At 69.4% G+C, this 12,623-nt stretch carries 11 protein-coding genes and 2 pseudogenes; 7 read left to right on the top strand and 6 right to left on the bottom strand.

Annotation, left to right across the window (positions count from 1 at the left end; all coding sequences use genetic code 11):
- Nucleotides 1–466: 466 nt before the first annotated feature.
- Nucleotides 467–1,189 (bottom strand): GNAT family N-acetyltransferase, encoded by a 723-nt coding sequence (locus tag ACFZBU_RS40015; RefSeq protein ID WP_391588700.1) that lies wholly within the window; start codon nt 1,187–1,189, stop codon nt 467–469.
- Between the two features lie 578 nt (nt 1,190–1,767).
- Complete coding sequence (locus ACFZBU_RS40010) at nt 1,768–2,715, bottom strand: alpha/beta fold hydrolase (RefSeq protein ID WP_391588699.1); 948 nt, start codon at nt 2,713–2,715, stop codon at nt 1,768–1,770.
- Between the two features lie 61 nt (nt 2,716–2,776).
- On the opposite strand from ACFZBU_RS40010, the gene ACFZBU_RS40005 reads away from it, so the two are divergent.
- A complete protein-coding gene (locus ACFZBU_RS40005) occupies nt 2,777–3,331 on the top strand; it encodes a helix-turn-helix domain-containing protein (protein WP_391588698.1) in 555 nt (184 codons plus the stop codon).
- Nucleotides 3,332–3,444: 113 nt separating this feature from the next.
- Nucleotides 3,445–4,800, top strand: a pseudogene (locus ACFZBU_RS40000) (ABC transporter substrate-binding protein); the annotation flags it as partial.
- A 92-nt stretch (nt 4,801–4,892) separates the two neighbouring features.
- On the opposite strand, the pseudogene ACFZBU_RS39995 reads toward ACFZBU_RS40000, so the two are convergent.
- Nucleotides 4,893–5,198 (bottom strand): annotated as a pseudogene (locus tag ACFZBU_RS39995) (hypothetical protein); the annotation flags it as partial.
- 514 nt (nt 5,199–5,712) lie between these two features.
- Here ACFZBU_RS39995 and ACFZBU_RS39990 point away from each other — a divergent pair.
- Genes ACFZBU_RS39990 through ACFZBU_RS39980 form a run of 3 tightly spaced genes read left to right on the top strand, consistent with a single transcriptional unit; the run spans nt 5,713 to nt 8,773 of the window.
- Complete coding sequence (locus tag ACFZBU_RS39990) at nt 5,713–5,898, top strand: hypothetical protein (RefSeq protein WP_391588697.1); 186 nt, start codon at nt 5,713–5,715, stop codon at nt 5,896–5,898.
- Nucleotides 5,899–5,945: 47 nt separating this feature from the next.
- Nucleotides 5,946–6,881, top strand: a complete 936-nt coding sequence (locus tag ACFZBU_RS39985) for an ABC transporter permease (protein ID WP_391588696.1) — start codon at nt 5,946–5,948, stop codon at nt 6,879–6,881.
- A gap of 2 nt (nt 6,882–6,883) precedes the next feature.
- Nucleotides 6,884–8,773 (top strand): dipeptide/oligopeptide/nickel ABC transporter permease/ATP-binding protein, encoded by a 1,890-nt coding sequence (locus tag ACFZBU_RS39980; RefSeq protein WP_391588695.1) that lies wholly within the window; start codon nt 6,884–6,886, stop codon nt 8,771–8,773.
- A gap of 542 nt (nt 8,774–9,315) precedes the next feature.
- Here ACFZBU_RS39980 and ACFZBU_RS39975 read toward each other — a convergent pair.
- Entirely contained in the window at nt 9,316–9,585 is a 270-nt protein-coding gene (locus tag ACFZBU_RS39975; protein WP_391588805.1) for a TetR/AcrR family transcriptional regulator, read from the bottom strand.
- Nucleotides 9,586–9,774: 189 nt separating this feature from the next.
- Here ACFZBU_RS39975 and ACFZBU_RS39970 point away from each other — a divergent pair, with 189 nt between their 5' ends.
- The gene (locus ACFZBU_RS39970) at nt 9,775–10,314 is read left to right on the top strand and encodes an FAD-dependent oxidoreductase (RefSeq protein WP_391588694.1); all 540 of its coding nucleotides are present in this window, start codon (nt 9,775–9,777) and stop codon (nt 10,312–10,314) included.
- A 60-nt stretch (nt 10,315–10,374) separates the two neighbouring features.
- Nucleotides 10,375–10,713: a hypothetical protein gene (locus tag ACFZBU_RS39965; RefSeq protein ID WP_391588693.1), complete on the top strand. Its 339-nt coding sequence runs from the start codon at nt 10,375–10,377 to the stop codon at nt 10,711–10,713.
- Here ACFZBU_RS39965 and ACFZBU_RS39960 read toward each other — a convergent pair.
- Nucleotides 10,695–11,798 (bottom strand): mandelate racemase/muconate lactonizing enzyme family protein, encoded by a 1,104-nt coding sequence (locus ACFZBU_RS39960; RefSeq protein WP_391588692.1) that lies wholly within the window; start codon nt 11,796–11,798, stop codon nt 10,695–10,697. The two genes, ACFZBU_RS39965 and ACFZBU_RS39960, sit on opposite strands and share 19 nt — an antisense overlap.
- A 138-nt stretch (nt 11,799–11,936) precedes the next feature.
- Nucleotides 11,937–12,569, bottom strand: a complete 633-nt coding sequence (locus ACFZBU_RS39955) for a flavin reductase family protein (protein WP_391588691.1) — start codon at nt 12,567–12,569, stop codon at nt 11,937–11,939.
- Nucleotides 12,570–12,623: the final 54 nt, after the last annotated feature.

Genomic DNA, 12,623 nt, shown 5'->3' with positions numbered 1-12,623 from the left:
CGACGGCTTACGTGGGTTCCGCGCCCAGGAAGCGGGTGCTCAATTGTGCGCATGTGGGGTGTTCCCCCTCTCGCGAGGTTCGCAGATGTCGACGCGTCGGGGCGTGCCGGGACCGATACTAGACCGACGCGTCGATTAATGAATAGATAGGCTCGATCGATCGTCGACACCCTCGTCGCAGAGGTGGGCCACGCGGCGCGAGAGGGCCCGGTGACGTCTACCCCAGGTGCGCCACGAAATCGCTTGTGGTCGCGCCTTGTGACGTTCACCGCGGGGGCTGCGGCAGGGGCCCTTGGCCAAATGCGCTTGAGGTCGTACCGACTTCCGGTCCAGGAGGCCGCGCATGGCACCGTCGTCCACCCCCGACGCCGGTGAGTCGGTGAGAACGAATTCGTCTCCTTCGCACGGATGAGGTGATCGCACCGACGTGGACACCGACTGCGTTGTCTGCACGGCGCGTCCTTGCTCACACGGCAGAGTCCGGGTCGACCACGTCCCATGTCCCGAATCGGGTCAGGCCGGCCGATCCGGCCAGCGCCACCGAGGCGTGGTTGTCGAGTTGGCAGCGATACTGCGGCTGGTAGCCCCGTGCGAGGGCGCGCCGGGAGATTGCGCGCACAAGACGGCGAGCGTGGCCCCGGCCCCGGAACGGCGGGAGCGTGAGCACGCCGAGATCAGCCGGCGGCCCGTCGTCCCACGGATACATGCTCGCCACGCACACCAGTCGCCCGTTCTCGAACGCCCCGTAGACGGCCCAGTGATCCAGCTCGACTGATGCGTCGTCGCGGTCCTGTGCCGACGCCTCTTTCTCGAACCGTCCGAACACGCCTGCGTCGGCCTCGGTGAGCGGGCGGATCGAGCAGGTGTCCGGCTCGCCGAGCAACTTCTCCTGGGCCCCGACGGTGAAATAGAAGAGGTTGTCGGCTCCGTGCAGGGAGATGCCGGACTTTTCCAACCGCTGCCGGAAGCCGGTTTCGTCGACCGGCTGTCCGTTTTCCAGGCCCACTGCCTCAGCGACCGCGGGGGTGAGCAGGACGCGCGTCCTCCCGCCGGTCGCGGTGAGGATGGTGAGCCGTTCGCTCTCGTCGAGCGCGGCGTCGACGGTGACGCTGAAGGCGCCGTCCTCGTGGAGGAGGCGACTCGTGGGGGAGGGCGTCAGCCAGAAGTCGGTGATGGTGGAAGGAAACATGTCGGGTGCTTTCTGGGCGTCGCGGTCCGGGGCCGGGCGACGGCCACACGTCGTGTCGCGGGACGCCTCGCTGAGACGTTGGCGACGGCGGCGCGTCAACGGCCGCTGGACGGGGGCCGGTTCGGCTGCGGTCGGGGGAGGTCGCAAGCATGTGACGAGAGTGATCGGCGGTCGGTGACGGTGAGGCCGAGGCTCCGGCCCAGACCGAGGGCGCCGGTGCGGTCTTCGGCGTCGGCGTCGGCGTCCACGTCGAGCACGTCGTGGTCTTGGCCGTCTGTCCAGCACGTGGGCCGGCATGGTGCGGGCCAGTCCTTGCCCCCTTGCGCGACGTATATAAAGGGAACGTGCCCCGACAGCACGGTGGCGCGTATATAGGGGACACGCGCCGGCGCAGCGCCAAGTCCTGGATCGCGGTTCGACGGGGGCAGGCGCGCTGCGGAGCCTCCGTGGGTATCGCCTCGACGCTGCCGCCTACCGGTCCGCGCCGACCATGTTGCGGTTCGGCCGGTGGGGTTCCGCATGGTCCGTGGCGTGTGTCGGTCCCGGGTGTGACACGGGGCGGTGGGCCGGTCGGGGTGTCATCGTGCCATGTGGAGAAGATCGTCGACGGCTTGGAGCACCGCGTCCGCGCGTTCCTGGTGGAGCCAGACGTGTCCGGCGTCGTCGAGGGTTCGGTGCTCGCCGTTGGGTACGGAGCGTGCCAGTTCCGCGTGCAGCGCGGCCTTGGCATCGCTGCACTTCTGCCGCGTCTCGGCGGGCCACGTGCGCGCCTCGGCCTCCTCCTCGGCCAGAGCGGTGAGCACGATCAACGGCACATCCGGAAGACCCGGACCGCTCCGCAACTCGCCGGCGACCTCGCTGTCGAGGTTCCACGCCTCGTCGATGCCGGTCCGCCACGCGTCGAGGTGGTAGTCGAGGAGTGGCCGGCGAACGGACTCGGGCCACCTCCTTGAGACCGGTTCCAGCTGATCGAGGGCCTGCTGCAGTTGCTCCGGTGTCACCTCCGGCAGTCCCCCGAGTCGCAGCTCCTCCACCTGCTGCCGCATTTGCTCCGCGTGTTGCCGCACCTCCTCGGGCACCCGGGCGAGGAAGTCCTCGTGGGAGGGGTCCAGCAGGAGCAGCCCCGCCACCCGAGCGGGGAAGCGTTGCGCGAACATGCGCGCGTAGGACCCGCCCAGGGAGTGGCCCACCAATATGTAGGGGGCGGGTATGTCCGCGGAACACAGCAGGTCGTGCAGTTCGTCCGCGACCTCGCCGGCGGAGCGCGGCAGTTCGACCCGGTCGCTCCAGCCGGTACCGGCGCGGTCGTAGAGCACGCTGGTGGTCGACTCGGCCGTCCGGTTGTGAATGTTGAGGTAGTCCAAACCGACCATCCCGCCCCCTGGGAGGAACACCACGGCCGGGCCGCCGGAACCGGAGCGATGCAGCATCAGTCGTCGGCCGGCGACGACGTGCCGGCGCCCCAGCGGGGGCGCAGGCAGCGAGAGCGCAGCATCGGGGCGAAGTGCGGGCGACGAGTTCGGCATGGTCTGCGTCCTAACTGTTCTCATTTTTGAGAAAGGTAGCGGCGGTGACATTGTCCTGTCCATGGATACGGTCGATCTGTTTCTGAACCCTGTGCGAATGCGCATCGTGCACGCCATGTACGACGGACTGGCGCGCACCACCTCGGAGTTGTGCGCCCTGCTGCCGGACGTCTCCCAGGCCACCGTGTACCGGCATGTCGGCCTTCTGGCCGGCGGCGGTGTCCTCGCGGTCGAGAGCGAGGAGCGGGTCCGCGGTGCCGTCGAACGCCGATACGTGTTGCGCCGCGGCAGAACGGTGATCGACGTCGACACGGCCTCGTCGATGTCGATCGAGGACTACCGCCGGACGTTCGCGGTGGCCTCGGCGACCCTGCAGGCCGAGTTCAGCGCCTACCTCGATCGCGAGGGTGCCGACCCCGTCCGCGACCTGGTGGGCTTTCGCCAGCACGCGTTCTGGCTCAGTCGGGACGAACTCACGGAAATGATGGTCGATTTGCGCGAAGTGCTGATGGCCCGAGCCGGCAACGAGCCGTCGCCGGAACGCGTGCGACACATGCTCAGCCTGATCCTGTTCCCCGGACAGGCACCGACCCCCTCGCAGAGCCCGGACGCGTAGCCCGGAGCAGGCCCCTTGTCCTCCCGCACAACAATGACGCGTGAGTTTCGTCGAAACGGACGATTCACGACCTCCCTCTCGGGTGTCTAAAGTCAGCCATCCCCCCGCCGACGATGTTCTGCCGTCGGCCGCTCAGGAGGTTCCCCAGGATGGCCAAGTCCGTAATGACGCCTGTGCACTTGATACATAAAACAAGAACAACGTCCAGGATTGTGGCGCTGGCCACCACGGCCTGTCTGACCGCCGCGGCGTGCGGCGGCGGGGGCGGCGGCCCCGGTGGTGCCGCCGACACCGTGACCATCGGCCTGGGGTCCGACCCCGGCACCCTCAATCCGTTCGCCGGCGCAAACTCGGCCGCCGGCGTGATGAACGCGTTCGCGTACGACTCCCTCGTGAGCATCGCGGCCGACGGGCAGGTGGTTTCCGGACTGGCACAGTCCTGGACGGTCCACGGCGTGGACAAGGTCGAGTTCAAGCTGCGCGAAGGGGTAACGTGCGGCGACGGTACGCCCCTCGGGGCCTCCGATGTCGCGAACCAGTTCAACTACATCGCCGACCCGAAGAACCAATCGCCGTTGCTGGGCCTGTCCGTGCCCCGGACGACCACCGCGACCGCCGACGACGCCACTCGTACACTGTTCGTGACCACGCGGGACCCCGCGCCGATGTTGCTGCGCATGTCCGCGATGGTCGGTATCGCGTGCCCCAAGGGATTGAAGGCGCCGGACACCCTCGCTCGCGCCTCGAACGGCACCGGCCCGTACATCCTCTCCGACGTGGTGCCGGGCGACCACTACACGTACGTCAAGCGCAAGGGCTACACCTGGGGCCCGGCCGGCGCCGGCAACGACCAGTCCCCCGAGAAGGTGATCTTCAAAGTCGTCTCCAGCGAGACGACCGCGGCCAACCTCCTCCTGTCCGGTCGGCTCAACATCACGCAGGTCCTGGGCCCCGACCGAGAACGTCTGCAGGGTTCCGGCCTGAAACAGCAGAGCGTGGACCTGCTGCTCGGGCAACTCGTCTTCGCCGAGACCCCGGGGCACCCGACGGCCGACGAACACGTCCGGCGGGCCCTGATCCACGCCCTGAACCTCGGTCAGATCGGCGCCGTCGCCACCGGCGGAAAAGGCACCCCCTCCAAGGGACTCGGACTCGCCGAACCCAAAATGTGCCCCGGTGACAACACCACCGGCAACCTGCCGGCACACGATCCGGCCCAAGCCGCCGCCGAGTTGACCGCAGCGGGCTGGACCAAATCCGGCGACTCCTGGACCAAGGACGGCAAGACGCTGGAGATCAGGTTCACCTACCTGAGCGGCGGCGAACAGGTCCTCGCCGCCGCGGAGTTGACCGTGCAGCAGTGGAAGGCGCTCGGCGTGAAGGTGACCACGTCCACCTTCACCGGCACCACGCTCACCTCGGTCGTGGGAGGCGACGCCTGGGACGTCTCCTGGCCGCCGTTCACCGCAGCGCTTCCCGACCAACTGGTGCCGTTCTTCAGCGGCCCCCGGCCACCACAGGGTATGAACTTCGGCGGGACGGACAATCCCGACCACCAGCGCCTGGTCGCCGCCGCGCGGCTCAAGCCGGACACGGCCAGCTGCGCCGACTGGAACGCCGCCGAGGTCGCGCTGTTCAAGCGCGTCGACGTCGTGCCCTTCGTGGACACCCGGGTGACCATGTTCGGCAAGGGCGTCACCTTCCGCCTCGACCGAGGGGCCATCGTCCCCACCGCGCTGCGCAAGGACTGACGATCCGCCCCGCGTGAACGACAAGCACTCGCGCGCGTGCCGTCGCGATCCCTGAACGGGGAGACCGCACAACCATAGGGAACCTTCCCGGTGCGGAACCCGCCGAGCCACGGCACGGCAACTCGCCTTTACGGAAGGCGCGTTCGAGGTAGTGCCGACACCCCGCCGAGAGGAGGGTGGCCGCACCTCGGCGGAACACCGCCGAGAGAATCGACGCCCGGCACGCCCGCCACGGATCGTCCTGGCCCGGGACCACGGATCGGCAACCTCGTCGAATCATCGGCGTCCGGCCGGCCGGTAGCGACGTACCCACACCGCTCACACCGACCCCGAGCACGGCCCCGGCGGCAGCCGCGTCCTTCCGAGACGCCGCTCCGGCGACGCGACCACTACCGGCCGACAGCCGGGCCTCGGCCGGCCGGGGCGCGAAGTGCCGCCCGACGGCGGTGACGCATCCGCCACCAGCACGGTCGCCACGAGACGCAGTCCTTCGTCGGTGGCGCCGATCGGGCCCATACATCCGGAATTTCGCTCTCCGCACCACCTCTCGGAACCAGGGATGACGCCTGGCCCCATGTCCTCGGCCGCCATGTCCGGCCGAGGGCGGTCCATCTCCTGCAAGGAGTCCCCATGGCACAGACCATCCAGGTCGCGGCGCGGGACGTCGCCGACCCGAACGCCGCCGAGTTCGTCCTCGTGCAGCGTGTCGGCACGATCCCGTCCGCGAACGGCGCAATGCCTCACCGCAGCAGTAGCGTTGCGTTCGACGGGAACGGTGGCGACATCACGTCGACGTGGTCGACGAAGACCCGATGACGACCACACGGACAAGCAGTTTCGCCGGTACCCGGACCAACCCGTGGGTGACGTTCACACTCAGACGCCTCGGTCGACTGACGGTGTCCCTCGCTGTGCTGATCACGGCGTCGTTCGCGATGATCCACCTGGTCCCGGGCGACCCGGTACGCGCCGCGCTCGGCGTCTCGGCCTCCCCCGAACTGGTCCAGGCACGCGAACACGCGCTCGGCCTGGACCGGTCCCTGCCCGACCAGTTCGGGAGCTTCCTCGCCGGACTCCTCCAGGGTGATCTCGGCGAGTCGATCGGTGCTCAGATGCCGGTGGCCGACATCATCTCCGACCGGCTGCCCTCGACCATGCAGATCGCGGCGATCGCGTTCGTCACCACCATTCTTGCGGCGGTCCCACTCGGCATGGCAGCGGGAGTCTTCACCCGCCACGGCCGCCACAGGCGCCTCGAACTGGCCTTCGTCGGTGCCACCGGTGTGGTGGCAGTCCTGCCCGAGTTCCTGCTCGCGGTCGGGCTGGCCGCGCTCTTCGGAGCCCAACTCGGCTGGCTGCCGGTGGCCCTGAAGGACGGACCCGAATCGTACGTGCTGCCGGTACTGGCGCTTGCCATCGGCCCGGTGGCCGCGCTGTCGCGGATCGTGCGGGTCGAGACGCTGCGCGTGCTCGACGAGGACTACATGCGCACTGCCCGCGCCAAGCGACTGCCCACACGGATCCTCTACGTGCGTCACGCGCTGCCGAACCTGCTGACGTCCTCGCTCACCCTCGGCGGGCTGATGCTCGCCGGGCTGCTGACCGGGACCGTCCTGGTGGAGAACGTCTTCGCGTGGCCGGGCCTGGGCATGACGATGGTCCAGGCCATCATCCAGAAGGACTATCCGCTGGTGCAGGGGGTCGTCCTCGTCTACGGCACCATCGCGCTGCTGATCAACTTCACGGTCGACGTCCTCCTCGCCATCGCCGACCCGAACTCCACGATCCGGGAGAGCTGACCATGTCGTTCACCCAACGCCTGTGCCGAACCCTGCGCACGCCGCTCGGCATCCTCACCATGTTCGCCGTGCTCGTGCTGCCGGTCGTCGCGATCGTCGGGCCGATCCTGTGGCAGGACACCGCCGATCGTGTCGACACCACCGCGATCGGGCAGGGCGGCAGCGCCGAGCACTGGTTCGGCACCGACGCCCTGGGCCGTGACATCGCCGCGCGTACGGTCGTGGCGACCCGCCTGACCCTCGAACTGACCCTCGCCGCCACCGTCATCGGCGGCCTCGGCGGGTTTGTGCTCGGCGCCTTGCCGACCGTGCTGAGCCCGCGCGTCGCCCGCCTGGTCACGGCCCTGGTCAACCTGCTCATTGCGTTTCCCACCCTGCTGTTCGTGCTGTTCCTCGCGATCGTCTTCGGCGTGGGCACCCGCGGCGCGGTACTGGCGATCGGCATCGGAGTCGTGCCGACCTTCGCCCGACTCATTCAGAACCTGGCGGCGTCGGTGGCCGGGGCCGACTACGTCGCCGCTGCGCGCATCCTCGGGGTGGGTCGCTTCCGGCTGATCGTGCGGCACATCCTGCCCAACATCGCCGAGCCGGTCGCGCTGTTCCTCTTCCAGGCCGGCGCCGGCATCCTCGTCGCGTTCTCCGGCCTGTCGTTCCTCGGCCTGGGCGTACAGGCGCCGGACTACGACTGGGGCCGACTCCTCAACGAGCAACTCGCCCGCGTCTACACGCACCCGGAGTCGGCGGTGGGACCGGCGGTGGCGATCGTGCTGACCGGACTCGTGTTCAACCTGGTGGGCGAGGTGGTGTCGCAGGCGAGCGGCCGGCGCGGGCTTCGGACGGCGCCCGACCGGGACCACCGGGGCGCCGCGTCGACGCCGTCGGGCGACCCGGACGTCACGGCCGCCGCCGAGAAGACCGGCCCCACCCCGCTGCTCGAGGTCGACCGCCTGCGGGTCACGTTCCCCGGTGGCCATGTGGCGGTGCGCGATGTGTCCCTGTCGGTCGCGCCCGGAGAGGCGGTCGGCATCGTCGGAGAATCGGGCTCCGGCAAGAGCCTGACCGCGCTGGCCGTCGCCGGCCTGGTCCCCCATCCGGCGCGGGCCGCCGCGCGGTCGATCACCTTCGACGGTGTCGACCCGACGGCCGACACCAGGCTCGGCACATCGCTCTCGATGGTGTTCCAAGACCCGATGGCGTCGCTCAACCCGGCCCTCACCATCGGCAAACAGCTTTCCGAGGTGGCCGAAGTGCACCTCGGCCACAACCGAACCCAGGCCATGAAGCGGGCCGTGGATCGGCTGCGCGCGGTACGTATCGCCGACCCCGAGCACCGCTCGGGCATGCGCCCCGGCGAGTTCTCCGGAGGCATGCGGCAACGCACCATGATCGCCATGGGCCTGATGGGCGAGCCCAGACTCGTCATCGCCGACGAACCCACCACCGCGCTCGACGTGACGGTGCAGGCCCAGGTGCTCGCCCTGCTGCGCGACGTACGCGAGAAGTCGGGTGCGGCCGTGCTGATGATCTCGCACGACATCGCCGTCGTGTCCCAGGTCTGCGAGCGCGTGATGGTGATGTACGCCGGGCGGGTGGTCGAGGAACTGCCGACGGGCGACCTGGTCACCGGCACCGCACATCCATACACCCGAGCCCTGATCGGCGCCGTGCCCGACATGACGACCGACCGCAGGCTGCCCCTGGTGACCATCGCCGGGCGCCCGCCCGGGCCCGGCGAGGACACACCCGGCTGCCCGTTCGCGCCGCGCTGCGACCTGGCGACGGACCGCTGCCGCACCGACGAGCCGGCTCTGGAGAGGATCGACGCCGCCCGCCGCGTCGCCTGCTGGCATCCGGTCGTCACGCCGGCCGAGGCGCGGACACAACCCGAATGAGCGGCCCGTGGGGTGCCGGTCGAGCGCGACGAGGATGAGGAAGCCCCCACGGCCACCACTTTCCGGCCGGCCCCGGCGATCCGACCCCGCCGTCGGAGCCCAGGCGCCGGGGGCGGCGACCCGACGGCGGCGCACGGCGCACGGCACCAGCGTGCGCATCCGACACCGACCGACTGCACCCGTACCACCGTGCGCACCGCCTCGCCTGGACGATGCGGGCGCGGGACGGACGGTGTAAGCGAGGTCGGACTCGATGCCGTTTCGGATGCGCTCGTCGGCGTCGCTCCGTGCAGATGGTGCGGCCGGGTCGGTCGCGCGGCCGCTTGGTGTCCGGTTCGGCCGGACGTGCCGGGCTCATCCCGTGACCGCCGCAGTCTCGACGGCTCACGTGTGTTCCGCTCGGCCCGGTCCGGGTCGAGTGTGTCGTCGATTCGCCCGGCCGATCGGCGGCACGGCGGAGTAGGTCGGCGATGCCGGTGCGCGGTTGTCGTTCAGGGCTCCGATGTTCTGGTCGCGGCGGGCCTCGGCGGCGGTGTCCAGGGTCAGGACCGCGTAGGTGGGGTCGACGGCAGGGCCACCGCTGCGTCGACCAGGGTGAAGAGTGCGGCCAACGGGTCCGCTGCGCGTCCGAGTTCGGTGAGGTGGGCGGCGGTCTCGGTGCCTTCCCGTTCGAGGATCGTGGTGATGATCGCGTGTTTGCTCGGGAAGTAGTGGAAGAGGTTTCCGGGGCTCATGCCCACGCGTGCGCAGATGTCGGCCGTGCGTGTGCGGTGGAATCCCTTGTCGGCGAAGCAGGTCGAGGCGGCCCTCAGGATCCGGTGGCGCTGGGCGGCGTGCTCGACGGGATCGATCGTGCGCCTTTATGGCGCGTTCATCCCTCGTTCGAACGTCCGGGTCGACGCGTCCTGGGGGCGCCTGCCCTAATGATAGACCGACGGGTCGATGAATGAATTGTGGGCTCGTCCGATCATCGACGCCCTCGTCGCAGAGGAGAGACGTACGTGAACCATTCCCGAGAGTTCGGCCGGCCGACCAGCCGCCGAGGATTCCTACAGACCGTGGGTGCGGTGGGCGGCGCCGGGGCGGCACTGTCCGCCATGGGCGCGCTCGGTCTCGCGCCCTCGTCGGCGAGCGCCGCCACGCCGCCGTTCCGTGCGCCGCGCGCGTCCGACTTCACGCTCACGGGCCGTCGTCCGGCCCGGGTGGCGGTGGTCGGTGCGGGTGTGGCCGGGCTGACCGCCGCGTACGAATTGTGCAAGGCCGGCCACGAGGTGACCGTGCTGGACGCCCGTCCGCGGATCGGCGGGCGCAGTCTCACGGTGCGCGGCGGCGACACGCTGACCGACATCAAGGGCGTGACGCAACGGGCGGGTTTCGCGCCCGGCCAGTACTTCAACGCCGGACCGGCGATGCTTCCGCAGTGGTCGGTCAGCACCGACTACTGCCGTGAACTGGGGGTGCCCCTGGAGGTGTTCGCGATATCGAACACGAACACGTTCGTGTTCGATCCGGCGTCATCGCGTTCGCGGACCCGCTCCTGACCCGCGCCGCCACCTCGAGTAGATGGCAGGCGGCGACCGGCACCTGGGATGACCTCTTCGTTGCCCGAGCCTCTCGGGCGCACCGACTCGACGAACGGCTACGCCTTGCGATACGAGTGGCGGCGTTCCCTGCACCTGTTGACGGTCGCAGCGTCGGATGCTTCCGCGTCGAACGTCTCCGACTCGGACGCTTTCGAGTCCGACCGGCGGCGTGTGTGGGCGGAGGGTCTCGACGAGACCGGGGACGTGCCGGTGGTCGTGGTGTCGGGGGAGCGGGGCAGCGGGAAGTCTGTCGCGTTGGAGCAGGAGCAAACCCGCCTGGACGGCGCCCGGTTGCCGAACGCCTACGTGCACCTGGGCAGGGACGTGTTCGCTTTCGTTCAGTGGTCTTGGCGGTAGTGGTCGAGTTTGTCCGGATCGATCTCGAAACCGAGCCCGGCGCCGGGACGGATGGCCAGCTCACCGTCGGTGATCTCGAGAGGTTCGGTGAGCAGGTCGTCGCTCATGTCGAGGAAGTTCGACAACTCGCCTGCGCGTCGCGCGGTCAGGGGGTACGCGGCTCCGAACGCGACGGTGCACAGTGAACCGATCTGCCCGTCGATTTGACTGCCCATCACCACTTCGAGTCCGAGACCTTCGGCGAGGTGGTGAGTACGCTGCGATCGGGTGAATCCGGTGCGTGCGGTCTTGATGTTGACCGCGGTCGCGGAGCCGCCGAGGATCTCCCGCGTGACATCGGCCGGGGTGACGGCGGACTCGTCGGCGATGAACGGGACGTCGAGCCGGGAGACCAGCCATCGTCGGCCGAGGACGTCGTCGGCGGGGCAGAGCTCTTTGGCGAACGACAGCCCGAGGTCGTTCATCTCCTTCATCGCACGGGCGGCTTCGGCCGCGGTCCAACCGCGGTTGCCGTCGACGTAGAGATCGACGTCGTCGCCGAGCCCGGTGCGCAGGGCCCGGACGACCGCGGTGTCCAGCGACACGGGCCGGCGGCCGACCTTCACCTTGAACGTGGTGATGCCGTACCGGTCGACCATGCGCTCGGCCTCGGCGACCATCGCCGCGGGCTCGTCGAAACCGAGCATGTGCGACACCCGCATCCGGTCGGTGTAGCCGCCCAGCAGCTCGGTGACCCGGACGTCGAGGCTGCGGCCGAGCGCGTCCCACACGGCCATGTCGATCGCGGCCTTCGCGGCCGGATTGCCGACCGTGCGGGCGAGACGGGCCGCGATCAGCTCACGCTGCAGCAGATTCAGCCCGACGAGTTGCGGGGCGAAGATTCCGTCGATGACGGCTCGAATCCCGGTCTGAGTCTCGCCGTAAGTGAAGGGGCGAGGCGGTGCCTCCGCGACGCCGACGATCCCGTCGTCGGTCCGAACCCGAACCAGCAGATGTTCGGCAACGTGCACCTCACCGGAGGCGAACCTCAGTGGCTTGCGGTACGGGATGGCGAACGGAATCGCCTCCACGCCGGTTATTTTCACCAGTGCCTCTCAAAGGGCCGGTAGTGGGAACGGCCGGTAATGGACGGACGGCCCGCGGTCCGACAGCCGCGCAACCCGTGGTGCGATTTCCGGCGCGAGCACCGGATTTCGCACGCCGGGGCGGGCCGAGGTGGCCGCTCAATAAAGTTCGATCACCAGCTTGTCCGTCAGCGCGCGGGACACGCAGAGCGCCATCTGATCGCCGGCGGCCTTGTCGCTCACGGACAGGCAGGCGTCCCGGTGGTCGGGTGTGCCTTCCAGGACACCCGACACGCACGAGCCGCAGATGCCTTCCTCGCAGGACTTGAACACGTCGATGCCGTTCTCGGTCAGCACCGACAGAATCGACCGGTCGGCGGGGACGTCGAAGACCTCCCCGGTGTCGAGTTCGACGATGAGCGGCCGATCGGCGCTTGTGTCGATCCCGGCGGCGACGAAGTGCTCGATGTGCACGTGCGCTTCGCCGACCACGGGCGCGAACACGCCGGCGACCCGGTCCATGAATCCCCGCGGCCCGCACGTGTAGACATGACAGCCGGACGTCAGGTCGGCGGCGACCCCGGCCAGGACGGCCGGATGATCGTCGCGGGGAACCCCGAAGTGCAGGTGTACGCGATCTCGGAAGTCCACACGTCGTTCGAGCAGTTCGGTGAAGGCCGCGTCGGTGCGGCTGCGGGCGAAGTAGTGGAGTTCGAAGTCCGCCTCGTCCCGGTGCAGTCGGTGGGCCATACCCAGCAGCGGGGTGACCCCGATTCCCCCCGCGACCAGCACGTGCCTGTCGGCATCGGCGGCGAGCGTCAGCAGGTTTCGAGGCGCGCCGACTCG

This window comes from Embleya sp. NPDC008237, assembly GCF_042956465.1.
Classification (GTDB): domain Bacteria; phylum Actinomycetota; class Actinomycetes; order Streptomycetales; family Streptomycetaceae; genus Embleya.
The sequence above is the reverse complement of the archived record's forward strand: the minus strand, read 5'-3'. Positions and strand labels throughout refer to the sequence as shown.